The sequence below is a fragment of the Sulfurisoma sediminicola genome (assembly GCF_003865015.1).
Classification (GTDB): domain Bacteria; phylum Pseudomonadota; class Gammaproteobacteria; order Burkholderiales; family Rhodocyclaceae; genus Sulfurisoma; species Sulfurisoma sediminicola.
Genome location: NZ_BHVV01000001.1, coordinates 796,624 through 821,439, shown reverse-complemented (window position 1 = coordinate 821,439; position 24,816 = coordinate 796,624). Strand labels below are relative to the sequence as shown.

The 24,816-nt window shown below is 68.8% G+C and carries 20 protein-coding genes; 8 read left to right on the top strand and 12 right to left on the bottom strand.

Translation table 11 applies throughout. The annotated features are described in order from the left end of the window. Nucleotides 1–9: 9 nt before the first annotated feature. The 9 genes from EJE94_RS03885 to fmt are packed head-to-tail and all read right to left on the bottom strand — an operon-like array spanning nucleotide 10 to nucleotide 8,367. Nucleotides 10–576, bottom strand: a complete 567-nt coding sequence (locus EJE94_RS03885; RefSeq protein WP_121240156.1) for a lipid-binding SYLF domain-containing protein — start codon at nucleotides 574–576, stop codon at nucleotides 10–12. A gap of 51 nt (nucleotides 577–627) precedes the next feature. Continuing rightward, nucleotides 628–1,866 (bottom strand): sigma-54-dependent transcriptional regulator, encoded by a 1,239-nt coding sequence (locus tag EJE94_RS03880; RefSeq protein ID WP_121240155.1) that lies wholly within the window; start codon nucleotides 1,864–1,866, stop codon nucleotides 628–630. Between the two features lie 15 nt (nucleotides 1,867–1,881). Next, nucleotides 1,882–4,014: a sensor histidine kinase gene (locus tag EJE94_RS03875; protein WP_121240154.1), complete on the bottom strand. Its 2,133-nt coding sequence runs from the start codon at nucleotides 4,012–4,014 to the stop codon at nucleotides 1,882–1,884. After that, nucleotides 4,011–4,601 (bottom strand): DUF4390 domain-containing protein, encoded by a 591-nt coding sequence (locus EJE94_RS03870; RefSeq protein WP_121240153.1) that lies wholly within the window; start codon nucleotides 4,599–4,601, stop codon nucleotides 4,011–4,013. Before EJE94_RS03870 ends, EJE94_RS03875 begins: the two co-directional genes overlap by 4 nt. Next, entirely contained in the window at nucleotides 4,564–5,844 is a 1,281-nt protein-coding gene (gene rsmB / locus EJE94_RS03865) for a 16S rRNA (cytosine(967)-C(5))-methyltransferase RsmB (RefSeq protein WP_243642512.1), read from the bottom strand. The genes EJE94_RS03870 and rsmB overlap by 38 nt, the downstream gene beginning before the upstream one ends. A gap of 22 nt (nucleotides 5,845–5,866) precedes the next feature. Beyond that, nucleotides 5,867–6,295 carry an ATP-binding protein gene (locus EJE94_RS14710; RefSeq protein WP_207855678.1) on the bottom strand — a complete coding sequence of 143 codons (429 nt, stop codon included), beginning with the start codon at nucleotides 6,293–6,295 and terminating at the stop codon, nucleotides 5,867–5,869. Further along, nucleotides 6,288–6,674, bottom strand: coding sequence for an STAS domain-containing protein (locus EJE94_RS03855; protein WP_121240150.1), 387 nt, complete (start codon nucleotides 6,672–6,674; stop codon nucleotides 6,288–6,290). Before EJE94_RS03855 ends, EJE94_RS14710 begins: the two co-directional genes overlap by 8 nt. Nucleotides 6,675–6,703: 29 nt before the next feature. Beyond that, nucleotides 6,704–7,402, bottom strand: a complete 699-nt coding sequence (locus tag EJE94_RS03850; RefSeq protein ID WP_121240149.1) for a 2,3-bisphosphoglycerate-dependent phosphoglycerate mutase — start codon at nucleotides 7,400–7,402, stop codon at nucleotides 6,704–6,706. Nucleotides 7,403–7,416: 14 nt separating this feature from the next. Further along, nucleotides 7,417–8,367 (bottom strand): methionyl-tRNA formyltransferase, encoded by a 951-nt coding sequence (gene fmt / locus EJE94_RS03845; RefSeq protein WP_121240148.1) that lies wholly within the window; start codon nucleotides 8,365–8,367, stop codon nucleotides 7,417–7,419. A gap of 98 nt (nucleotides 8,368–8,465) precedes the next feature. Between fmt and EJE94_RS03840 the strand changes: the two genes are divergently transcribed. Further along, nucleotides 8,466–11,294: a bifunctional diguanylate cyclase/phosphodiesterase gene (locus tag EJE94_RS03840; RefSeq protein WP_121240147.1), complete on the top strand. Its 2,829-nt coding sequence runs from the start codon at nucleotides 8,466–8,468 to the stop codon at nucleotides 11,292–11,294. Here the strand turns inward: EJE94_RS03840 and def are convergent. Then, complete coding sequence (gene def, locus EJE94_RS03835) at nucleotides 11,284–11,787, bottom strand: peptide deformylase (protein ID WP_121240146.1); 504 nt, start codon at nucleotides 11,785–11,787, stop codon at nucleotides 11,284–11,286. The genes EJE94_RS03840 and def overlap by 11 nt on opposite strands. Before the next feature lie 124 nt (nucleotides 11,788–11,911). Between def and EJE94_RS03830 the strand changes: the two genes are divergently transcribed. From EJE94_RS03830 to EJE94_RS03805, 6 genes are all read left to right on the top strand, one after another. Further along, complete coding sequence (locus EJE94_RS03830; RefSeq protein ID WP_121240145.1) at nucleotides 11,912–12,961, top strand: LysM peptidoglycan-binding domain-containing protein; 1,050 nt, start codon at nucleotides 11,912–11,914, stop codon at nucleotides 12,959–12,961. Between the two features lie 150 nt (nucleotides 12,962–13,111). After that, a complete protein-coding gene (gene dprA, locus EJE94_RS03825) occupies nucleotides 13,112–14,242 on the top strand; it encodes a DNA-processing protein DprA (protein WP_121240144.1) in 1,131 nt (376 codons plus the stop codon). Between the two features lie 2 nt (nucleotides 14,243–14,244). After that, nucleotides 14,245–14,742, top strand: coding sequence for a Smg family protein (locus tag EJE94_RS03820; RefSeq protein WP_121240143.1), 498 nt, complete (start codon nucleotides 14,245–14,247; stop codon nucleotides 14,740–14,742). A 105-nt stretch (nucleotides 14,743–14,847) separates the two neighbouring features. Next, a complete protein-coding gene (locus EJE94_RS03815; protein ID WP_121240142.1) occupies nucleotides 14,848–17,433 on the top strand; it encodes a DNA topoisomerase III in 2,586 nt (861 codons plus the stop codon). Beyond that, entirely contained in the window at nucleotides 17,430–18,023 is a 594-nt protein-coding gene (locus EJE94_RS03810) for a DUF924 family protein (protein ID WP_121240141.1), read from the top strand. The genes EJE94_RS03815 and EJE94_RS03810 overlap by 4 nt, the downstream gene beginning before the upstream one ends. Beyond that, nucleotides 18,023–18,616 (top strand): DUF924 family protein, encoded by a 594-nt coding sequence (locus EJE94_RS03805; RefSeq protein ID WP_121240140.1) that lies wholly within the window; start codon nucleotides 18,023–18,025, stop codon nucleotides 18,614–18,616. Before EJE94_RS03810 ends, EJE94_RS03805 begins: the two co-directional genes overlap by 1 nt. A 143-nt stretch (nucleotides 18,617–18,759) precedes the next feature. Here EJE94_RS03805 and EJE94_RS03800 read toward each other — a convergent pair whose 3' ends face one another. Next, nucleotides 18,760–19,224, bottom strand: coding sequence for a Dps family protein (locus EJE94_RS03800; protein ID WP_121240139.1), 465 nt, complete (start codon nucleotides 19,222–19,224; stop codon nucleotides 18,760–18,762). Between the two features lie 153 nt (nucleotides 19,225–19,377). On the opposite strand from EJE94_RS03800, the gene EJE94_RS03795 reads away from it, so the two are divergent. After that, a complete protein-coding gene (locus EJE94_RS03795) occupies nucleotides 19,378–20,868 on the top strand; it encodes a bifunctional aminoglycoside phosphotransferase/ATP-binding protein (RefSeq protein WP_121240138.1) in 1,491 nt (496 codons plus the stop codon). Here the strand turns inward: EJE94_RS03795 and EJE94_RS03790 are convergent. After that, complete coding sequence (locus EJE94_RS03790) at nucleotides 20,861–24,784, bottom strand: EAL domain-containing protein (protein WP_121240137.1); 3,924 nt, start codon at nucleotides 24,782–24,784, stop codon at nucleotides 20,861–20,863. The genes EJE94_RS03795 and EJE94_RS03790 overlap by 8 nt on opposite strands. Nucleotides 24,785–24,816: the final 32 nt, after the last annotated feature.

Below are 24,816 nucleotides of genomic sequence, written 5' to 3'. Positions count from 1 at the left end.
GAGCGACCGTCAGTTGAGGTCGTCGTCCTTGTAGTACTTGGTGCCCTTGACCGTCGCCTCCACCGCCAGGCCCTTGTCGGTCATCTGGTAGAGCCAGACGCCGGGCGCCACCGAGATCGCGCCCTGGTAGGCCGCACCGGAGTCGCCGCTCTTGGCCGCCGCAGTAGCCTGGGTACCGGCCTCCCAGCCCGAGTTGACGAAGTTGTTCCAGCCCTTCTCGTTCTCGAAGACGAACACCAGTCGGAACGTCTTCACGCCGAGCCCGAGACCCGCCTGCACCTCGATCATCTTCATGAAGACTTCCTTCTTGCTCTTGGCGTTCACCGCGACGCCCTTGCCGCTGCCGCTGCCCGCAACGAAGATCTTCATGCCGAAGTTGCTGAACACGGCGTAGCCCGCAGCCGAGGCCACCGCCTTCTTCGCCGAAGGCTGCTGTTTGTAGAGCTGGGCGAGAATGTCCTTGGAGGTCTTGCGGATCTCCGCCCGGGCCTTGTCGGCGTCGCCCTTCGCCGCGAAGGCGGGCACTCCGGCGAGCATGACGATGCCAGTCAGCAGCAGTGCGATCAGTTCTTTCATGGCGACCACCTTGGTCTTGTTATTGGGCGGCCGGTGCGGCCACCGGAAATACTACCGCAGCCCCAGATCCTTCAGCTTGCGATAAAGATGCGTCCGCTCCAGGCCCGTGGTCTCGGCCAGCCGCGTCATGTTGCCGCCGTCGAGCCCGAGGTGGTATTCGAAATAGATGCGCTCGAAGGTTTCGCGCGCCTCGCGCAGCGGCAGCGCCAGCATTTCGACCGCCAGCCCCGCCGGCGTCTTCGGTGCGCCGTCGGGTACCGGCGTGAGCAGCCGCGTGACGTCCTCGCCGCCGATTTCCTCCTCCAGCGCACCCAGCGCCAGCGACTTGACCACGCTCTTCAGTTCGCCGTAGCCGCCGGGCCAGGCGTGCTGGCGCAGCGCGTTCTGCGCCGCGGTGGACAGGCGCCGCAGCGGGCTTTCGCCGGCCTCGACCAGCTGGGTCAGCAGGTGGGCGGCAATGTCGGGAATCTCGTCGCGGATCTCGGCCAGGGAAGGCACGCCAAGCCAGACCTCGAACAGGCGGCGCAGCGGCGCCTCGTCCCAGCCCAGCGCAGTCAACGCCGCCAGGTCGTGACTGCTGGCAGCGACCAGGTGCAGATCGAACTTTTCCAGGCGTTCGGCGGCGAAAGCGAGATTCTTCTGCTGCAGCCGCGTCAGGCGGCCGAGCTCTTCGCACCAGAGCACGCCACCGGCCGCGGCCTGCAGCGCGTCCAGCGTGATCGGGTTGGAGTCGGCGGCGACGTCCACCCAGGCGCGGCCCGGTGGCTGCAGCGTGCGCCCGGCAAGCTCGACGAATCCGGCCGGGCCGGCGCGCAGCAGCACGGTGCGGCTCTTGGCGGCAAGCTGCTCGAGGCGCTTCTTCAGGTCCTTCAGCGGCGCCGAACGGGGGAAGGCGGCGAGCGAGAGGCTGCCGGCGCCGGGCTTGTGCGAGCGGTCGAGCGCACGCTGCACGGCGGCGAGCAGCTTCTGCATGCCGATCGGCTTTTCGAGGAAGTCGATGGCACCGATGCGGGTCGCCTCGACCGCGGTGTCGATGGTGCCGTGGCCGGACATCATCACCACCGGCATGTTGAGCTGGCCGTTGGCGACCCACTCCTTGAGCAGGGTGATGCCGTCAGTGTCGGGCATCCAGATGTCGAGCAGCACCAGGTCGGGGCGCGCGGCGGCGCGGGCGGCGCGGGCGGCGCCGGCATTCTCCGCCAGGCGCACGTCATGCCCCTCGTCGCGGAGGATCTCCGAAAGAAGTTCGCGGATGCCGACTTCGTCGTCAACGACCAGTATCTGGGCCATGGCTGAACAATATCATCATTCGTGGGCGGCGACGGGAAGCCGGATGGTGATCTCGGCGCCGCCACCGCTGCGGTTGGCCAGCACGACCTCGCCGCGATGCTCGTCGACGATCTTCTTGACGATGGCCAGCCCCAGCCCCGTGCCCTTGGCCTTGGTGGTGACGTAGGGCTCGAAGGCGCGCTTCAGGATCTGCGGCGGAAAGCCCGGGCCATTGTCGGCGACGACGAGCGCGACGCGCCTGTCCTCGGCGCGCGTTGCCACCAGGATTTTCGGTCCCTCGCCGGCAAACAGGGACGGCGAAGAGCCATGTTCCGCGAGCGCTTCGCTGGCGTTCTTGATGAGGTTGTGCAGCACCTGGCGCAGCTGGTTGGCATCGGCACGCACGCGCGGCAGGTCGGCGACGAGGCTGGCCTCGACGCGCGGCGACGCCGCCTCGTAGAGCGTCAGCACTTCCCGCACCAGCGCATCGAGATCGACGGCCGCCAGGCTCGGCGGCGGCGTCTTGGCGTAGTCGCGAAAGTCGTTGACCATGTTCTTCATCGCCTCGACCTGGGCGACGATGGTGGCGATCGAGCGGTCGAGCATGTCGCGCGAGGCGGGCTCGAGCTTGTCGGCGAGCTTGATCTGCAGCCGCTCGGCCGAGAGCTGGATCGGGGTCAGCGGATTCTTGATCTCGTGCGCGAGACGCCGCGCCACCTCGCCCCAGGCCGCGCTGCGCTGCGCCGAGATGAGCTGGGTGATGTCGTCGAACACCACCACCGTGCCGCCGCCGCCGGCCTCGGGCAGGGTGGAACCGCGCATCAGCAGCACCTGCGTGACGCCATCGGCCTCGAGTTCGAGTTCCTGCTGCCACTCGTCGCCGCGCTCCCTGAAGGCGGCGATGATCGCACCGGCGAAGGCGCCGTGGCGCGGCCACTCCGCCAGCGGCACCTTCTCGAGCTCGGTCAGGTCCTCGCGCAGGATGGCCATGGCGCCGCGGTTGGCGGCGCGCAGCCGCAGCTCGCGGTCGAAGGCGAGCACGCCGGCGGAGAGGTTGGCGAGCACGCTCTCGAGATAGGCGCTGGCGGCCTCGACCTGCTGGCGATGGCGCTCGGTCTCGCGCCGGGCGTCGTCGAGCTGCCGCGTCATCTTCGAGAAGGACTGCGTCAGCACGCCGAGCTCGTCGTCGGAAGCCACCACGCTGCGCGGCGTGAAGTCGCCGGCCGCCACCGCCTGCGTGCCCTCGGCCAGGATCAGCAGCGGCCGCGCCAGGCGCTCGGCGAAGACGAAGGCGAGCGCGATGGCGGCGAACAGCGCCAGCAGCAGCGTCAGCGTCAGCGTCAGGGTGTAGATGCGTTTGAGTCCCTGCTTGCCCAGTTGCAGTTCCTGGTAGTTGCGGTGGGCGGCCGCAACGCTCTCGGCACTGCGGGCGATGGCGCCGGGCACCATCTTCGTCAGTTGCAGCACCCGTTGCTCGGCCCCCAGTTCGAAGCCGCTGACGGGCACCAGCGCCCGCAGCATCAGGCCCGTCGCGGCCTCGCCCTCGACCACGGCGAAGCCGCGGCCCAGTCTCGCCTGGCGCAGCTGCGCGGTCGAAGGCACCGGCGGCAGCAGGCTGCCGACATCGCTGGAGCTGCTCGCCAGTATCTGGCCGTTGCCGGCGAAGAGCGTCGTCGTCTGCACTCCGGACTGCTCGCGCAGGCGGTTGAGCAGCGCCGGGCCGGCATTGCCGGTATCGCCGACGTCGAGCGTCATACCGCGGGCCTTTTCGAGCAGCTCCGCCTGCTGTGCGTCGAGCACGTTGCGCGCGAGGTCGAGACCGCCCTCGAGCGCGCTGTCGACGCGCACGTCGAACCAGGACTCGATCGAGCGTACGGCAAACTGCATCGAAACGGCATAGACCAGCGCACCCGGCAGCAGCGCCATCAGCGCCAGCAGCAGCACCAGCCGCGTCTTCAGCCGCGAGCCGAAAACGCCGCCCTTGAAGTCCTTCCACAGCCGCCGCAGCTGGATGCCCACCAGTGCCAGCATCGCCACCGCGATCAGGGCGTTGGCGCCGAGCAGCCAAGGGTAATAGCCGGAGAGCAGTGCGGTGTTGGCGCTGGCCGAAGTCAGCAGGAAGACGAGTATCGCACCCGCAGCAGCCGCGAGGATCAGGAGGACTTTCACTTCGCCGGGGACTCGGGCGCGGGGGAGAACTGCCAGCGCAGTGCCTTGGTGCTGACCTGCCAGTCGCTGTTGGCGATGGCGTCGACCTGCAGCGGCTTGGGCAGCTGGCTGCGGTCGAGCGAGAGGCGCAGCGCCGCCGTGTAGTTCTCGCCGGGCTTCAGCGCACCCTTGTCGGCCACCGGCAGCGCCGAGATCCGCGCGATGACGCGCATCGCCTCCGCCAGCGTCGCGAAGCTCTGGTGGAGGCCGCCAACGGAGAGCCGGTATTGGCGGGTCAGCGCGTTGTAGGCGAGACGATAATTGATGGTGATGCTGGCGACCTGCTCGTTGAGCCAGTACCAGCGGTTGCGCTCGAGCACGAACTCGAGGTTGAAGTAGAGCGGCACGCCCCGCGCCACGGCCTCCTCGAGGCGGGAGCCGAGATCGACGGAAAACTCGGCCGACAGCACGTGGCCGTCCTCGCCCTGTTTGAGATCGGCGTGCACCGGCTCGATGCTGCCGGCATGGGCGATGCCGGCCAGCGCGAGCGCCAGCAGCAGCGCCAGGCGGCTAAGCCAGCTTCTGCAGCAGCGCGTAATAGAAGCCATCGTGGTCGGGGCCGGGCATCAAGTGGACTTCGAGTTCGGCGCAGCCGGTGGGCAAACGCGCAGCATCCGGGTGACGCCGGGTAAATTCCTTGATCTGGTCGACATTTTCGGCGCGAAACACGGAGCAGGTGCAATAAAGCATTTTGCCACCGGGGGCCAGCACATGCCACAAGGCATCGAGGATCGCCGCCTGCGTCTGTGCGAACTGCGCCACATCGGCGGCCCGCCGCAACCACTTGATGTCGGGATGGCGCCTGGCCACCCCCGAGGCCGAGCAGGGCACGTCGGCGAGGATGCGTTCGAAGCGGCGGCCATCCCACCATTCCTCGAGACGCCGGCAGTCGGCGACCCGGACATCGGCGGCGAGACCGAGGCGCGCGAGGTTTTCGCGCACGCGCCCGGCACGCTGCGCATCCAGTTCGAGCGCGGTGAGCTCGACATCGGCCGTCTCGAGGATGTGCGCCGTCTTGCCCCCGGGCGCGGCGCAGGCGTCGAGCACGCGCTGGCCCTCATGGAGATCGAGCAGGGCGGCGGCACGCTGCGCGCCCCAGTCCTGCACCGAGACGCGACCCGCGGCGAAGCCGGGCAGGCGCTCGACCGCGACTGGCGCCTCGAGGCGGATGGCGACGGCGTCCAGCGCCTGCGCTTCGATGCCGGCGGCCACGAGTTCGGCCAGATAGTGCTGCGCGTCGTCGCAGCGGCGATTGACGCGCAGCGTCATCGGCGGGTGGCTGTTGCCGGCGGCGAGCACCGCCGGCCAAGCTTGCGGCTGCTCGGCCTGCAGGCGTTCGATCCACCAGCGCGGATGGCGCCAGCGCGCGACGACGTCGGCTTCGGCGGCGGCGAGCAGCTCGTCGCGACGGCGCAGGAAACCGCGCAGCACGCCATTGACCAGGGCCTTGAGGCGGCCGCGCCTGATGCCCGCGGCAGCATCGACGGCCTGATCGACGGTGGTGTGTACATCCTGCGGCCGCTGCTCGAGCCGGAACAGCGCCACCAGCAGCAGGGCATGGATCAGCGGCTCCTGCAGCGGCCGCGCGAGCAGCCGGCCGAGAAGGAAATCACCGCGGCCGCCATCGCGCAGCGTGCCGAAGACGAGGTCCATCACCGCCGGCCGCAGCGCCGGAATGGTCGCCGCCAGCGGCGCTTCGGGCGTGCGGCCGGCGATCACGCCGGCGACAGCTTCGGCCGCGGCCCGCAACGCGCTCGCCAGCGGCGGGGACAGCACTGTCGCTTCGCTCACGGCGCCCCGAGCATCGGCTTCTTCACGCACGTGCCAGGCTGACGGAAAAGGCGATGCGGTTGCCGCCGTCCGCCCCGGCCTGCGAGTGGCTGAGGTCGCTGGCGAGCGAGCGCGCCATGGCCACGCCGAGACCACCGAGCGGACGCGCATCCGGCGCCCGCTCGATGTGACTCGGCAGGCCGGCGGGCGGCACGAACAGCGGCGCATGATCGGTGTAGCTGCAGCGCAGTTCGTCGGCGAGCAGGGACAGCTCGACCGTCACCGGCGCATCGCTGCCGCCGCCGTGGCCGTGCTGGACGGTATTGAGGAACAGCTCCTCGAGAATGACGACGAGGCGATGGACGGCCGCTTCGGGCAGCCCGTGTTCGCGCCCGAAGCTGCGGGCGAAGTCGAGCAGTGCGGGCAGCCCGCCAGGGCGCGCGGCGAGGGTCGTGCCGGCCGCGTCAGCCACGCACCGTTCCGTCGGCGCCGGCGAGCGCCGGCGTGGCCAGGGCGGCGACGGCCGCCGCGACCGTCGGATGCACCGTGATCACCATGTCGAAGCGGCTGATCTGGAAGATCTCCTGCACCAGCGGCTTGAGCGCGGCGACGGCCAGCGCGACGCCGGCCGCCTTGGCCTCGCGTGCGGTCAGCATCAGCGCGCGCAGGCCGACGCTGCTGATGTAATCGACCGCGGTGAAATCGAGCAGCAGCGCCGTGCCCTCTCCCCTGGCGCTGGCGAGCGCGGCGCGCAGCGCGGCGAGGAAGTCGTCGGCAGTGGCCTGGTCGATATGCCCGGCGGGCCGGGTCACCAGGACCTTCGCCTGGCGCGTCGCGTTCAAGTCCATCATGGAGCCATCCTCATCGGGGAAGCGACATGTTACGGCAAGGCGAGCCACTCCCGGCCGATGACCTGCAGATCGGGCGTGTAGCGGTAGACCAGGGGCACGCCGGGCGCGATCTCGACATGCATCATGGCTTCGGCGTCGAGGCCGTCGAAGTGCATCACCAGCCCGCGCAGGGTGTTGCCGTGACTGGCCACCAGCAGGCGCCGACCAGCTTTGACGCGCGGCGCCAGCACCTCGTGCCAGTACGGCAGGGTGCGGCGCTGGCAGTCGGCGAGGCTTTCCGTCACAGGCAGCAGCGCCGGATCGAGGTCGGCGTAGCGCGGATCGAAGCGCGGATGGCGCGGATCCTCGAAGGCCAGCGGCGGCGGCGCCTCGACGTAGCCGCGCCACCAGCGGCGCGACTGCTCCTCGCCCCAGGCGGCGAAGATCTCCTTCTTGTTCATGCCCTGCAGCGCGCCATAGTGGCGCTCGTTGAGGCGCCAGGTCTCCGCGATGGGCAGCGGCGGCCGCCCCATGGCGGCGACCAGCGTCTCGATGGTCTGCCGCGTGCGGCAGAGCATCGAGGCATGGGCCTCGTCGAAGCCGTAGCCTGTCGCGGCCAGCCGCCGCCCGGCCGCCGCCGCCTCGTTCAATCCGGCCTCGGTCAGGGGGATGTCGGTCCACCCGGTAAAGCGGTCGCTGCGGTTCCACTCGCTGAGGCCGTGGCGGATGAAGACGACCACGTGCTCCACTGCCTGCTCCCAGCTTATGCCGGTGCGCCGAAGCGCTCGCCGGGCGTCACGGCGAAGCCACACAGAAAATCGGCGGCAGCGAGACGGCGGCCGCCGGGCCTCTGCAATTCCGCAAGGCGCACCGCGCCCTCGCCGCAGGCGACGACGATGCCGTCCGCGCCGACCGCCAGCACCGTGCCCGGCTCGCCGCCACCTGCGGCCGCATGCGCCGGCGACGCCTTCCACAGTTTCAGCGTCTCCCCGCGCAGGCTCGCCAGTGCGCCGGGGAAGGGATCGAAGGCGCGGATGCGGCGCTCGATGACGGCCGCCGGCTGCGTCCAGTCCACCGCCGCCTCGCGCTTCTCGATCTTGTTGGCATAGGTCACGCCGGCCTCGGGCTGGGCTTCGGCCGTCAGGTGCTCGAGCCGCCCGAGGGCGTCGACGATCAGGCGCGCGCCCTGGGCAGCGAGCTTGTCGTGCAGGGTCGCCGCGCTGTCGTCGGCAGTGATCGGCAGCGATTCCTTGAGCAACATCGGGCCGGTGTCGAGGCCGGCCTCCATGCGCATGATGGTGACGCCGGTCGCGGCGTCACCGGCCTCGAGCGCGCGCTGGATCGGCGCCGCACCGCGCCAGCGCGGCAGCAGCGAAGCGTGGATGTTGAGGCAGCCCAGGCGCGGGATGTCGAGCACGGCCTGCGGCAGGATCAGGCCGTAGGCAGCCACCACCAGTACGTCGACAGCCGCCTCGATCAACGGCCCATGCGTCGCCGGATCGCGCAGGCGCTCGGGCTGATGCACGGCAATGCCATGCTTCGCGGCGACCTGCTTGACCGGGCTGGCGACGAGCTTCTGCCCGCGCCCCGCCGGCCGGTCGGGCTGGGTCAGCACCAGAGGAACCTCATGGCCTGCAGCAAGGATCGCCTCCAGCGCCACTGCGGCGAACTCGGGGGTACCGGCAAAGGCAATGCGCAGGGCGGGAGAATTCATGGCCGGATTGTCTCACGCCGACGCTTGCGCCCACCTTGCGCAAGACGAGCACGCCGGGCGAGCCTGTGGCATGCTAAGCGAATTCCGCGCCACGCAAAATGGATATTCTCGATAGCCTGCGCTTCATCGACCGCCCCCCCGACGCCAGCCTGCTCTACGCCAGCTTCTACGACGCGCGACTGGTGACGGTCTCGGTGCTGATCGCGGTTTTCGCCGCCTGGGTCGCGCTCGACGTCGCCGCACGCATCGGCGCGGCACGCACGGCGCAGGATCGGCTGGTCTGGCTCGGCACCGGTGCGCTGGCCATGGGCGGCGGCACCTGGGCCATGCACTTCATCGGCATGCTGGCGCTGACGCTGCCCTGCGGCGTCAGCTACGACCCGACCATCACCGTGCTGTCGATGATCCCCGGCATGCTTGCCAGCGCGGTCGCGCTCGAGGTCATCCGCCGTCGCCGCGTCAGTCCGCGACGCCTGGCGGCGAGCAGCGTGCTGCTCGGCAGCGGCATCGGCACCATGCACTATTCGGGCATGGCGGCGATGCGCCTCGATGGTTTCGTCTATTACGACCCGAGGCTGTTCGCGGCGTCGATCGCGGTGGCCATCGTACTGGCCTGGCTCGCACTGTCGATCCATTTCGGCGTGCGGCGCATGCGCGGCAGCCACCTGCTGGCGGCGACGGTGATGGGGGCAGCGGTCTCGGGCATGCACTACACGGCGATGGCCGCGGCCTTTTTCGTGCGCGATGGCTCGGCCCGGTCGGCGGCCGCGCTCGACCCGGCCTTTCTCGCCACCGCGGTCACCATCGGCACCACCCTGATGATCGCCGCGGTGATGGTTTCGAGCCTCGCCCACCGCCGCCTCGAGATGGCGCGCGCGCTCGAAGCGAGCGAGCAGCGGCTGCGCCGCATGATCGACACGACGCAGGAAGGCTTCTGGCTCATCGACCGCAAGGGCGTGACGCGGCAGGTCAACCCCGCCCTGTGCGCGATCCTCGCCCGGCCGGAACGCGACATCGTCGGCCGCGCCGCGCTCGACTTCGTCGAGGGATCCGATGCCGCGATCTTCCGTCGCGAGGCGCAGCGGCGCGGCGCCGGCGAAAAAAGCAGTTTCGAGGTCGAGCTGACCCGTGCCGACGGCAGCCGGGTGCCCTGCCACTTCAACGCCGCGCCGGTGCATGACGAGGTGGGCGATCTCGTCGGCTCCTTCGCGCTGGTAACCGACGTTTCGGCTGCCCACGCGCAGGAAAGCCACAAGCGCCAGGCCGTGGCGGTGTTCGAGAACACGGCCGAGGGCATCTTCATGACCGACCCGGCCGGCACCATCGTCTCGGTCAATACCGCGTTTTCTCGCATCACCGGCTACGCGGCGGACGAGGCCGTCGGCGCCAACCCGCGCCTGCTCAAGTCGGGGCGCCATGACGCGGTGTTCTACCGGGCCATGTGGCATGACCTCCTCACCCTGGGCGCCTGGCAGGGCGAAATCTGGAACCGCCGCAAGAACAGCGAGATCTACCCGCAATGGCTGACCATCAGTTCCGTGCACGATGACGCCGGCCAGCTCCAAAGCTACATCGGCGTCTTCTCCGACATCAGCCACATCAAGAAGACCGAGGCCGAACTGGTGCGCCTCGCCCATTTCGACGCACTGACCGGGCTGGCCAACCGTTCCCTGCTCGGCATTCAGCTCGGTCACGCCATCGAGCGCGCCGAGCGCGACGCCACGCGCCTGGCCGTGCTGTTGCTCGACCTCGACGGCTTCAAGAACGTCAACGACAGCCTCGGCCATCCCGCCGGGGACCTGCTGCTGCAGACGGCGGCCGAACGCCTGCGCGGCTGCCTGCGCGGCGGCGACACGGCGGCACGCCTCGGCGGCGACGAGTTCGTCATCCTTCTCGAGGCGTCCGACACACCCCAGGGCATCGGCAGCATCGCCGGCAAGCTGATCGCCGCGGTGTCGGAACCCTACGACCTGAACGGATCGCTGGCGCGCGTCACCACCAGTGTCGGCATCGCACTGTTCCCCGCCGACGGCGACGATGCGGTCGAGCTCATGCGGGCCGCCGACACCGCGCTCTATGCCGCCAAGCGCGAAGGCCGCAATACCTTCCGCTTCCACGACAGCGCGATGGCCGGCGCGGTGATGGCGCGGCTGCGCACCGAGCAGGGCCTGCAGCAGGCGCTGGCGCAGGGCGAGCTCGAACTCTGGTACCAGCCGCAAGTGGAGCTGGCGAGCGGCCGCGTCTCCGGCGTCGAAGCCCTGGTGCGCTGGCGCCGGCCGGGTCACGGTATCGTGGCGCCCGACGATTTCCTGCCCGTCGCCCACGAGACCCGGCTCATCCTGCCGCTCGGGGAATGGGTGCTGCGCGAGGGTTGTCGCCAGGCGCGAAACTGGCTGGATGCCGGCCTGGACATCGGCCGCATCTCGATCAACGTCGATGGCCGCCAGTTCGAGCAGGGCGATCTCGTCGCCATGGTCGAGCGCGTGCTGGCCGAGTCCAAGCTGCCCGCCGGCAGCCTCGAACTCGAAATCACCGAGAACTTTCTGCTCGACAACGCCGCGGCAGCGATGGACACGGTGGCCGCCCTGCACGAACTCGGCATCGGCGTCGCCATCGACGACTTCGGCACCGGCTACTCGTCGCTGTCCTACCTCAAGTACCTTAGCGTCGACCGCCTCAAGATCGACCGCGGCTTCGTCCGCGACCTCCCCGACGATGCCGACGACGCCGCGATCACGCGCTCGATCCTGGGCCTGGCGCGCAGCCTCGGCTTCGCCGTCGTCGCCGAGGGCGTGGAAACACCCGCACAGGAAGCATTCCTGCGCAGCGAGGGCTGCGACGACGCCCAGGGCTTCTACTATACGAAACCGCTGCCGCCCGCCGAACTGCTGGCGTGGCTGCGGCAAAGGGCGGCCGTCAGGCGGTGATGCGGGCGCGCTTCTCGAGCCTCGAGCGGATGCGAGTCTGCTTGAGGCGAGACAGGTATTCGACGAAGACCTTGCCCTGCAGGTGATCCATCTCGTGCTGGATGCAGACGGCGAGCAGGCCGTCGGCGGACATTTCGAAAGGCTTGCCGTCGAGCCCGAGGGCACGCACCTTCACCCGCTCCGAACGTGTCACCGTCTCGTAGATGCCGGGAACCGAGAGGCAGCCCTCCTCGCCCTCGCATTCGCCTGAGCGCTCGAGCAGCTCGGGGTTGATGAAAGTCAGCAGCTGCGACTTGTCCTCGGAGACGTCGATGACGATCACCTGCACATGCTGGTTGACCTGGGTGGCGGCCAGGCCGATGCCGGGCGCCTCGTACATGGTCTCGGCCATGTCCGCCGCCAGCTGGCGAATCGCATCGTCAACGACCGCGACCCTGGCGGCCTTGGTGTGCAGGCGCGGGTCCGGATAGCGCAGGATCGGCAGAAGAGCCATGTATTTGGGGCGGTAATTCGTCGAACAGGTGATTGATGACGGCATGTTTTGGATGCACAATCCCGCAAGCCGCCCAGCGTGATCCTTCGCGCTCTTTCGTCCAACGGCCGGGAAAGGTCATCCGATGTCCAGAATTATATCTGCGCTCCTCGTCGCATTCTCAAGTGCGGCCCTTGCCACGTCCGCCTGGGCGGAGGCCGCCAAGCCACTGGAGCTCGCACCCGATGCGCCCGACCGCCACACCGTCGTGGCCGGCGATACCCTCTGGGGCATTTCGTCGAAGTTCATCAAGGATCCCTACCGCTGGCCCGAGCTGTGGCGCATGAATGCCGAGGACGTGAAGAACCCCCATCGCATCTACCCCGGCCAGGTATTGGTGCTCGACCGGAGCGGCACCGATCCGCAACTGCGGCTCGATACCGTTCGCCTCGCGCCCAAGCAGTACGATACGCAGCTGACCGACGCGATCCCGGCGATTCCGCAGAGCTTCCTCGAGCCCTTCCTGGCCAAGCCGCTGGTGATCGAACCCGACGGGCTCGCCAGCGCTCCGCGCGTCGTGGCGTTGGAGGACAACCGCATGATCGTCGGCACCGGCGGCAAGATCTACGTCACCGGCATCCAGGATCCGCAGGCCAAGGGCTTCCTGCTTTACCGGCCGGGTCAGCCGTTGACCGATCCCGTCAGCGGCGAAGTGCTCGGCATCGAAGCCATCCATCTCGGCGGTGCCAAGGTCACCCGCCCGGGCGAACCGACGATCCTCGAGATCGTCAATTCACGTGCCGAGATCAGCGTCGGCGACCACCTGATGCCAACCAGGAAGGCCGACGTCGTCAACTACGTTCCCCATGCGCCGAAGACGACGATCGAGGGACGCGTGATGTCGGTCTATGGCACGACCGGGTCCAGCCCCGCCAACACGGGCGGCCCGGGCTCCATCATCACCATCTCCCGCGGCGCCAGGGATGGCCTCGAGATAGGCCACGTCCTGGCGATCAACCAACCCGACCGCGAAGTCACCGAGCGCTTCAAGAACAAGCTGGAAACCCACCGGCTGCCCGAGGAGCGCTACGGCCTGGTCTTCGTCTTCCGCGTCTTCGACCGCCTCTCCTACGCGATCGTCACCAAGGCTTCGGCGAAGGAAGTCGTCGTCGGCGACTCGGTGCGCACGCCTTGACATCCCCCGCCCCCCTGCCCCCGCCCCGGGGCGGGGGTGCCCGCAAGTTCGCGTCGCTCATCAATCACGGGGCACTCCGTGGAAACCTACTAGGAGTCGCACGCTTCACGTGCTCCAGTTTGCCCATGGCCTCGGGGCGGCCCGTCGGCCATGCCTGAACCCGAATCCGGCGACGAACTCGCCGCCTGGATCCGCCTCACCTCCGTTCCCGGCATCGGCGGCGAAAGCCAGCGCCATCTGCTCAAGGCATTCGGCCTGCCCGCAGCGATATTCGCGGCCGGCGGAGCCGCCGTTCGTTCGGTCATCGGCGCGGAACTGGCCGAGCGCCTGGCTTCCCATGATGCGAGCGCCGAAATCGAGGCGGCCCTGGCCTGGGCCGCCGAATCCGGCAACCGCATCGTCACGCTGGCCGACGCCGCCTATCCGCAGGCCCTGCTGACCACCGCCGATCCGCCCGCGCTGCTCTACGTCAAGGGCCGCGCCGAGCTGCTCAACCATCCCGCGCTCGCCATCGTCGGCAGTCGCAACGCGACGAAGCAGGGCGAGGTCAATGCCGAGGCCTTCGCCGCGAGCGTCGCGGCCGCCGGCCTCACCGTCGTCAGCGGCCTGGCCCTGGGCATCGATGCCGCCGCCCACCGCGGGGCTCTCGGTGTGCTGGACGGCAGCGCCTCGACCATCGCCGTCATCGGCACCGGCGCCGACCGCATCTACCCGGCGCGCAACGAGGCGCTGACCCGCGCAATCGTCGAGCGCGGCTGCGTCGTGTCCGAATTCCCGCTGGGCACTGCCGCGCTGCCCGGCAACTTCCCCCGCCGCAACCGCCTGATCGCCGGCATCAGCCTCGGCTGCCTGGTGGTCGAGGCAGCCGAGAAGAGCGGTTCGCTGATCACCGCGCGGCTCGCGGCCGAAGCGGGGCGTGAGGTTTTCGCCATCCCCGGCTCGATCCACTCGCCGCTGGCCAAGGGTTGCCACCAGTTGATCAGGCAGGGCGCCAAGCTCGTCGAGCGCGCCGAGGACATTCTCGAGGAACTGCATTGGCAAAAGCGCGGTGGCGCCGCGACGCCGACGCCCGCGGAACGGCCGGCTGGCGACCTCGCCGCGGCCGCGCTGCTCGATCACATGGACGAGGTGCCGGTCAGCCTCGACGCACTGTCGGCGCGCAGCGGCTTGACGCCGGCCGATCTTCTTGCGATGCTGCTGTCACTGGAACTCGAGGGCCGGGTTGCTCAGCTGCCCGGTGGTCTGTATCAACGGGTTAACCGAGGGCAGGGTCCCAACTGATCATGATCGACATCCTCTTCTACCTCTTCGAACACTATCTGCCCGACGCCTGCCCCGAACCGGCCGCATTGGCCAAGAAGCTCATGGCCGCCGGTTTCGAGGACGACGCCATCTCCGAAGCCATCGACTGGCTCGCCGGCTTCAACGACGCGGCGACGGCTCCGGTCGCGCTGTCCTCGCCGACGCTGACCGGATCGATGCGCTTCTACCACGAAGCCGAACTCGCCCGGCTGCCGGCCGAGTGCCGCGGCTTCCTCAGCTTCCTCGAGCAGGCCGAGGCCATAGACGCCACCGCGCGCGAACTCATCCTCGAACGCGCCCTGGCGCTGTCCGACGAGGAGATCCCGCTGGCCAAGCTCAAGGGCATCGTGCTGATGGTGGTCTGGCGCCGGCAGCTGCCGCTCGACGCCCTGATTCTCGAGGAGCTGCTCGAGGACGACTACGGCTTTGATGACGTCGGCGATCTGGGCGACGAACCGTCCCGGCCGCTGTTCCATTAGCCGCCTCCAGCGGGGAACGTCAAAAAGTGCCGGCTTGCCTTAGCCGGCAAGCCGCGCTTATCATGCCGCGCTCATTGGCGCTCCCCGCGCCGCACTGACCCGCCCATGACCAAGCAACTCATCATCGCCGAGAAACCCTCCGTCGCCCAGGACATCGCCAAGGCCCTGGGGGGCTTCACGCGCCAGGGCGACTACTTCGAGAGCGACGACTACGTGCTCTCCTCGGCCATCGGCCACCTGCTCGAACTCACGGTGCCCGAGGAATACGACGTCAAGCGCGGCAAGTGGACCTTCACCCACTTGCCGATGATTCCGCCGCGCTTCGCGTTGAACCCCATCGACAAGACCGCCGAGCGCCTGCGGCTGCTGACCAAGCTGATGAAGCGCAAGGACGTCGCGGGCCTGGTGAATGCCTGCGACGCAGGCCGCGAGGGCGAACTGATCTTCCGCTACGTCGCGCAGCACGCGCTGGGCGAAAAGAACGCCAAGCCGGTGCGCCGGCTGTGGCTGCAGTCGATGACGCCCGCCGCGATCCGCGACGGCTTCGCCCACCTGCGCTCCGACGCCGAGATGCTGCCGCTGGCCGACGCCGCGCGCTGCAGGTCGGAAGCCGACTGGCTGATCGGCATCAACGGCACCCGCGCCATGACCGCCTTCAACTCGAAGGAAGGCGGCTTCTACAAGACCACCGTCGGTCGCGTGCAGACGCCGACGCTGGCCATCCTGGTCGAGCGCGAACGCCGCATCAAGGCCTTCGTGCCGCGCGACTACTGGGAAGTCGAGGCCGAGTTCCAGGCCGTGGCCGGCACCTACCGCGGCCGCTGGTTCGACGAGAAATTCAAGAAGGCCGACGACGAACACGCCAAGGCCGAGAGGTTATGGACGCAAGCCCGTGCAGAGGAAATCCGCAAGATCTGCCTCGGCAAGCACGGCACGGTCACGGACGAAAGCAAGCCCAAGACGGAGATGTCGCCGCTGCTGTTCGACCTCACCAGCCTGCAGCGCGAGGCCAACGGCCGCTTCGGCTTCTCGGCGCGCACCACGCTGTCCATCGCCCAGGCGCTCTACGAAAAGCACAAGGCGCTGACCTACCCGCGGACCGACTCGCGTTACCTGCCCGAGGACTACCTCGACACCGTCAAGGTCACGCTGAAGGCGATGGAGGAGACCGGCTACGAAGGGCTGGCCCGCGACGTACTGAAGAACGGCTGGGTGCACCCCAACAAGCGCATCTTCAACAACGCCAAGGTCTCGGACCACTTCGCCATCATCCCCACCGGCGCCCACCCGAAGAGCCTGTCGGACGCCGAGCAGAAGATCTACGACCTGGTGACGCGGCGCTTCCTCGCCATCTTCTACCCGGCCGCCGAATACCTGATGACCACGCGCATCACCCGCGTGGAGAACGAAGCCTTCAAGACCGAGGGCAAGGTGCTGGTCACCGCCGGCTGGCTCGCCGTCTATGGCAAGCAGGACCAGGTCGAGGACGATGCGCCGTCGCTGCCCAGGGTCGAACCGAAGGAGCGCGTCTGGGCCAACGACGTCGAGGTCAAGGCCAATGCCACCAAGCCGCCGGCGCGTTTCAACGAAGCCACGCTGCTCTCCGCCATGGAAGGCGCCGGCAAGCTGATCGAGGACGAAGAGTTGCGCGAAGCCATGTCCGAGCGCGGCCTCGGCACGCCGGCCACGCGCGCCGCCACCATCGAGGGCCTGATCGCCGAGGAATACCTGCATCGCAACGGCCGCGAACTGCAACCGACCGCCAAGGCCTTTTCCCTGCTGTTCGCGCTGGAACAGTTGCAGGTCGACGAAATCCGCTCACCCGAGCTGACCGGCCTGTGGGAATGGAAGCTGAAGGAGATGGAACAGGGCCGGCTCAAGCGCGAGGAGTTCATGGCCCACATCACCGAGCAGACTCAGGTGATGGTCGAGCGCATCAAGACCGGCGACTTCGCCGACCCCGACTTCGGCCCGCTGCAGACGCCCTGCCCCAAGTGCGGCGGCACCATCCACGAAGCCTACAAGCACTTCAAGTGCGACAAGTGCGACTACAAGCTGTGGAAGATCGTCGCCGGCCGCCAGTGGGAACCGGAGGAAATGGACCAGCTGCTGCGCGACCGCCAGATCGGCCCGCTGCAGGGCTTCCGCAGCAAGATGGGGCGGCCGTTCGCCGCCGTCATCAAGCTCGACGAGAACCACGCGCCCTCCTTCGACTTCGGCAACGACGAGGGCGATGGCGAGGAAATCGATTTCAGCGGCCAGGAAGCGCTCGGTCCGTGTCCCAAGTGCGGCGCCCGCGTCTTCGAACAGCCGATGTCCTACGTCTGCGAAAAATCGGTGGGCGCGGCGAAGAGCTGCGACTTCCGCTCCGGCAAGGTGATCCTGCAGCAGGAGATCTCCCGCGCCGAGATGCAGAAGCTGCTGGAAAGCGGCAAGACCAGCCTGTTGAAGGGTTTCGTCTCCAACCGCACGCGCAAGAAGTTCTCGGCCTACCTGGTGCGCGGGACCGACGGCAAGGTCGGCTTCGAGTTCGAGCAGCGCGCGCCGAAGGCACCGAAGACCACCGCCGCCAAGACTGAAAATGTCGGCGCCGGCGAGACGGTGAAGGCACCGGCCAAAGCCAGGACCACCAAGGCCAAGGCCGCCGCCAAGCCTGCCGCAAAGAAGAAGATCGCCAAGAAAGCGGAATGAACCCGACCGGCGAAGCCCAGGCCGTTATCGACTTCTGGTTCCTGCCGGCCACTGATCCGCAGCACGGCCGTTTCCGCCGCGAGTGGTTCCGCCGGGACGATGCCTTCGACGCGGAAATCCGCAGCCGCTTCGGCACCCTGGTCGAAGCTGCGCTCGACGGACAACTGAGCGAGTGGGAAACCACGGCCGCAGGCGCCCTGGCGCGCATCCTGCTGCTCGACCAGTTCACCCGCAACATCTTCCGCGGCACGGCACGCGCGTTCGCCGGCGATACGCAGGCCCTGGCGCTGGCCGAGCGGCTGGTGGGCAGCGGCCGCGACAAGAACCTGCCGCCGCTGCAGCGCTGGTTCGTCTTCCTGCCCTTCGAGCACAGCGAAGCCCTGATCGACCAGGAGCGCTCGGTCGCCCTGTTCGCCGGCCTGCGCCGCGAAGGCCAGGACCCTGCCTTCGACGCGGCCTACGACTACGCCCTGCGCCACCGCACGGCGATCGAACGCTTCGGCCGCTTCCCCGGCCGCAATGCCATCCTCGGCCGCGAATCGACCGCCGAGGAGATCGCGGCGCTCGAAGCCGGCGAGTTTCGCTTCTGATGGCTGATGCCGACGTCGCTGCCGACGACGTCCTCGACTTCTGGTTCCTGCCGGCCGGGCATTTCCAGCACGGCCATTACCGGCTCGAATGGATGCGCGCCACGCCGGATTTCGACGAGACCCTGCACCGGCGCTTCGTCGCGGCCGTCGATGCCGCGCTCGCCGGCGGCTTCGCCGAATGGGAAGCCACCGCCGCAGGCGCATTGGCGCGCATCCTGCTGCTCGACGCCTTCCCGCGCCGACTCTTCGCCGATACGCCTCGCGCCTTCGCCGGCGACGGACTGGCGCTCGCCGCGGCGCGGCGCCTGCTGGCATCGGGCGGCGACCGCGAACTGCCCCCTTTGCTGCGCTGGTTCGCCTACCTGCCGTTCGAACACGCCGAATCGGCGGCCGTGCAGGTGGAGTCGCTCACCCTGTTCCAGGCGCTGCACGCCGAGGGCGGCAAGCCGCTGTGCTCGGCCCTCGATTACGCCGAGCGCCACCAGCAGGTCATCGCGCGCTTCGGCCGCTTCCCGCAGCGCAACGCCATCCTCGGCCGCGAATCGACGCCCGAGGAAATCGAGGCGTTGAAACAGCCGGGGTTCTTTTTCTAACGCCGGTTGCCGCTCACTCCTCCAGCAAACTGCGGAGCATCCAGGCGGTTTTTGGCTACGGCCGCCGCTGACGCGGCTTAACGTTCGCTGCGCTCACGTTAGCCTGCACCGAAAGACCGCCGGGTCTCGAACAGCGACACTCATCACTCTTCCAGCAGGCTGCGCAGCATCCAGGCGGTCTTTTCATGGACGTTGAGGCGCTGCGTCAGCAGGTCGAGCGTCGGCTGGTCGCTGGCCTTTTCGGCCACCGGTACCATCTCGCGCGCGGTTCGCGCCACGGCTTCCTGCGCGGAGACGAGATGGCGCACCATATCCATGGCCCTGGGCACGCCGCCGACGTCCTTGATCGACGAGAGCTTGGCGAACTCGGCGTAAGTGCCCGGTGCCGGGAAGTCCAGCGCACGGATGCGCTCGGCGATGAGGTCCAGCGCGTTCCACTGCTCGGTGTATTGCTGCATGAACATCGCGTGGAGGGTGTTGAACATCGGTCCCTTCACGTTCCAGTGGAAGTTGTGGGTCATGAGGTAGAGCGTGTAACTGTCGGCGAGGAGGCGCGAGAGCCCCTCGGCGATTTTCGCGCGGTCTTTCTTGTTGATGCCGATATCCATGATGTTCCTCCTTGCTCGGTTGGTGCCGAATGACTGCCTCGACGCTTCGCATCATAGATAACGGCCATCGATGTATCGAATGAATTGTCCATATCGCGTTCATAGGCATCGGCTATTTTCGGCGTCGCAGCCGGCGGGGTCGATAATGACCGCATGGCCGAATCTCTGCCGCCCCTGATCCGCACCCTGCTCGATCCCGCGCGCTCGCCGCTCGGCAGCGGGCGCATCGAGCTCATGCAGACCCACGCGTCGTGGGTGCTGCTCGCCGGCGACCTGGCCTGGAAGATCAAGAAGCCCATCGTCCTGCCCTTTCTCGACTACGGCACGGCGGAAAAGCGCCGCGCCGCGTGCTGCGCCGAACTGCGCCTCAACCGGCGCTTCGCGCCGCAGCTCTATCTCGAGGTCGTGGCATTCGACGGCGAGCCGGCGGTGAAGATGCGGCGCTTTCCCGAGGAGGCGCGGCTCGACCACGTCTGCCGGCGCGGCCACCTGCGCCCCGAGCACCTCGCCGCGCTCGCCGCGACGCTGGCGCGCTTTCACGCGGCGGCGGCGATCGCTGCGGGAGACTCCCGCTTCGGCACGCCGGCCGCGGTGCTGGCCCCGGCGCTCGAGAACATCGCCGAACTGCGCGCGCTCACGATGGTTCTGGCGGAGCCAGAACCGGGTGCGAAGCCGCGCGGCCTGGCCGCAGCCGCGCTCGACGCGCTCGAAGGCTGGACGCGCGAGGAACACGCCCGCCTCGCGCAAACCTTCGCCGCGCGCAAGGCGCGCGGCTGCGTGCGCGAGTGTCACGGCGACCTGCACCTGGGCAATCTCGTGCTGCTCGGCGACGAGGTCGTGCCGTTCGACTGCATCGAGTTCAACGAGGATTTCCGCTGGATCGACGTCGCCAGCGAAATCGCCTTCCTCCTCGTCGACCTGCTCGACCATGGCCGGCCCGGCCTGGCTTGCTGGCTGCTCAACGCGTGGCTGGCCGATTGCGGCGACTTCGATGCGCTGCGCGTGCTGCGTTTCTACATGGCCTACCGCGCGCTGGTGCGCGCCAAGATCGCCGCGATCCGCGCCTGCCAGCAGGATGAAACGACGGCCGCCGACTGTCCCGAGGTGCACGAATACCTCGCGCTGGCCGCCGCCATCGCCGCGCCTCCTGCGCTCAAGCTCACCATTACCCACGGCCTGGCCGGCTGCGGCAAGACCACGGCCTCGAGCGCGCGGCTGCTCGCCGACCCGACGGCGAGCACCGTCCGCCTGCGCTCGGACGTCGAAAGGAAGCGCCTCTACGGCCTTGCCGCGCACGAAGCCAGCGGCTCGCCGCTCGATGGCGGCATCTATACCGCCGATGCCCACGTCCGCACCTACGCGCGGCTGGCCGAACTGGCCGGGCTGGCCCTGGGCGAAGGCTGGTCGGTGATCGTCGACGCCGCCTTCCTGCGCCGTGACGAGCGTGACATGTTCCGTGCGCTGGCGGCGCGCCACGGCGCCGCCTTCGCCATCCTCGCGCCGCAGGCGTCTGCCGCCGAGCTCGCCGGCCGCGTCGACGCGCGGCGCGGCAGCGGCGACGCCTCGGAAGCGACGCTCGCGGTTCTGGAACGGCAGGGCGCCTGGCTCGAACCGCTCGGCGCCGACGAGCCGGCCGTCAGCTGATGACCGCTTCGGCCATCAGCTCGTGGAGCGCCGCGAGCAGGGCGTCGCTTTCGGCCTGCAGCGCGGGCATGTGCCGACAGGCGGCATCCCCGCCGCCCTCGCGCCGCAAGGACAGCAGTTCCGCTGCCAGCGCGTGGGTCTGCCGGTGCAGGCGGTCAACCACGCCATAGCCCGGTCGCGCACCGTAGCGCCGGCGCCCGGCACCGGCCAGCCACTGGCCGAAACGACAGCCCTGCGGGTCGAGCTCCGGCGTCTCGTCGGTGCCGCACAGGCAGGCTTCGACATCCTCGATCCAGCGACGGTGCTCGGCCTCGGCGATCACCAGCGGCAGGTCGTCGCTGGGCCAGGCGAAGGCGGCGTTGGCGATCCATGCCGGATCGGGCCGCCAGCTGCGCACCCAGTCGATCAGCGCATCCGCCGGCATCGGCCGCGCGATGCCGTAACCCTGGCCCAGGTCACAGCCGAGGCTGAGCAGCAACACGCCGTGCTCGACGGTCTCGACGCCCTCGGCCACGACGTGGCGGCGGAACACGCGGGTGAGGCCGATGACGCCCTCGACGATGGCGCAATCCTCGGGATCGCGCAGCATGTCGCGGACGAAGGACTGGTCGATCTTGAGCGTATCCGCCGGCAGGCGCTTGATGTAGGTGAGCGAGGAATAGCCGGTGCCGAAGTCGTCGAGGGCGAAGGTCACGCCGAGCTGGCGGCATTCCTCGATGATGCGGGCGACGCGTCCCATGTCCTCGAGCGCGGCGGTCTCCAGCACTTCGAGCTCGAGGCAACGCGGTGGCAGCGCCGGATGGGCTCGCAGCAACTCGACCAGGCGCGCGACGAAATTCGGCTGCGACAGGTGCCGCGCGGCGACATTCACGCTGACGGCCAGGTCAAGTCCCTGGGTCTGCCACTCCTGCCGTTGCCGCAACGCCGTACTGATCACCCATTCGCCGACCTGCACGATAAGGTCGGTATCCTCCATCAGCGGCAGGAATTCCGCCGGCAGCAGCAGGCCACGCTGCGGATGCTGCCAGCGCAGCAGCGCCTCGACGCCGACCACGCGGCCCTGGCGCATGTTGACCTTGGGCTGGTAGTACAGCACGAACTCGCCGGCGGCGAGTGCCGCGGCCATGCAGTCGAGCGCCTGGCGGTGCGCACGCACCTCGCGGTCGCGGATCGGGTCGAACAGCTGATAGCGATTGCGCCCCTCCAGCTTGGCACCGTACATCGCCTGGTCGGCGTGGCGCAACAGGGTGTCGGGATCGGCATCGTCGAGCGGGTAGAGGGTGACGCCGATGCTCGCCGAGATGCTGGCCGCCTGGCCGCCCACGGTCAGCGGCTGGGCGACGGCATCGAGCACGCGGCGCAGCGCGGTTTCGCATTCCTCCATGTGCTCGATGCCCAGCAGCAGCACGAACTCGTCGCCGCCGAGCCGCGCCACGGTGTCGCCGCCGCGCAGGCCGTCCTTCAGGCGTTGGGCGATCGTGATCAGCACGCGGTCGCCGGCATCGTGGCCGTGGGCGTCGTTGATCGGCTTGAAGCCGTCGAGATCGACATAGCAGACCGCCATCATCCGCCCGGCGCGACGAGCCTGGGCCAGCGCCTGGTGCATGCGGTCGGCGAGCAGCACGCGGTTGGGGATGCCGGTCAGCGCGTCGTAATGCGCGATGTGCTGCAGCTGGCGCTGCTGTTGCTTCAGATGCGTGATGTCGGTGAACATGCCGAAGGCGCCGCCGTAGCTGCCGTCGGCATTCAGGATGGCGGTGCCCGAGACCTGGGTCCACAACTCGCTGCCGTCCTTGCGGCGGAAACGCCGCTCGTAGTGGCCGCTCTTGCCCTCCTGCCGGTTCGCGATCTGCTCGCGATGCTCGTCGAGGTCTTCCGCATAGAGGAAATCCTCCGCCGTGCCGCCGAGGATCTGCTCCGGCGGATAGCCGAGCATGTCGGCCATGCGCTGATTGACGAAACTGACGCGGGCGTCGGGATCGATGATCCAGATGCCTTCGTTGGCGGTCTCGATGATGCGGCGACTGCGCGCCTCGCTCTCGGCCAGGGCCCGTTCGGCCTGCAGCCGGTCCGTCACATCGATGACGAAGGCCAAAACGCTGGGCTGGCCGTCCACATCGGTGAGTTCGGCCGAGACGCTGACGTCGCGCAAGACGCCGTCCCTGCGCCGCCAGCGGGTCACATGGTCCTGGAGACGACCCTCGCGGCGCAGCGCCGTGACCCAGGCCGCGCGTGCCGCCGCGTCCGGCCAAACCCCAAGCTCCACCGAGCTGTGGCCGATGAGTTCCTCGCGCGTCCAGCCGAAGACGGCCTGCCAGCGATCGTTGACCTCGATGAAACGGCCGTCGGCGACCCGCGCGATCGATGCGGCGATCGGGCTGGCGCGGAAGGCGACGGCGAAGCGTTCCTGCAGCTGCCGCAGCGCCTCGTCGGCTTCCTTGCGGGCCGTGATGTCCTCGACGAAGCCGTGATTGACCACGCGGCCGTCGGCCAGACGTTTCGGCGTCGACTCGACGTGGATCCAGCGCACGCCGCCGTCGGGATGCACCACGCGCACCTCGTGGACGGACGATGAGTGGCTCTGCCAGTCGGCGCGATCCTTTTCGAGGAACACGGGCAGGTCGTCGGGATGGATGCGGGCGAATCCGGCAGTGGGGTCGCGCATGATCTCGGCCGCCGGAACGCCCCACAGCGCTTCGATGCGGTCGCTCATGTACATGACGTCGGGACGCCCGTCGTCGTCGATGCGGTAGCGGTACATCGCGACCGGCACCGAATCGGTGATTTCGCGCAGTTCCTCGCGCGCGGCAACGAGTTCGTCCTCGCGCTTGCGCAGCCGTTCCTGCAGGCGGTTGAAGCTCTCGACCAGTCGCCCGACCTCGTCCTGCCGCACCACCGGCAGCGCTTGCAGCGGTGCCTTGCCGGCCGAGATGGCATCGAGCGCACCCGTCGCCGCGCGCAGCGGCGTCAGGGCGCGCCTGACCCACAAGGCCACCAGCCCCGCCACGAGAAGCGACAGCAGCAGGGCGCCGCCGAAGACCAGGCGCCGCAGTTCGACGATCGGCGCGAAAGCCTCGGTCGTCGGCAGCCGCACCACGACAAGCCAGCCCTCGACCGAGGCCAGGCGCTTGCCCGAAACGAGGTGTTCGACACCGCGGGCATCGATGGTCAGGCCCGAGCCCTCCTGCCCTTCGCGAAAGCGGTCGAGCATGCGGTTGACGCCCGGCTGCGGCAGCGACCGCAATGTGTAGGCCGGATCGGAGCCGATCACCACCATCCCGTGCTGCGGCGCCACGACGACGAAGTCGCCGGTCTTGCCATAGCGGTGCTGGCCGACGATGCCGAGCAGGTCGGGCGCCTGCACCAAGCTGATGCCGGCGAGGACGGCCGCGAGGCGGCCATCGCGGTCGCGCACCGGCACGGCGAAGCCGAGCAGCGGCTTCTTGATATGGATGCCGACGAAGGGCTTGCCCACCGACGGCCGGCCGCTGCGGATGACGTCGGCGACCGCAGTGACATGATCGAAGCTCTGCTCACGCCGCCCGGGCAGCGGCGGGTAGTCGGCGAAGGCCCCCGACCCGTCGGGCTTGACGACGATGATGCCGCCGTCGAAAAGCTTGACCACCGACGGGCGCTGGCGGAGGAAGTCTTCGAGCTTTGCCGCATCGCCGAGCCGGTCAAGCGGAAGGACGGTCGCGGCCTGCGCCAGATTGTCGAGGCGACGGCGCAGCCTCTGGTCGATGTCTTCGGCGACATACTCGATAGTCGCGCGCTGCTGCTCGATCAGCATGTTCTCGATCTGCTCCACCTGCCGCGCTGCCAGCAGCCAGGCGAAGCCCCACAGGCTGCCGAGGGACAGCACGGTCACGCCCAGTATCAGGCGCACTTGCAGGCTGGAGAACAGGGATCGGATCACGACGCTCGCTGGCGATGGGGCGAAAGCGCGAT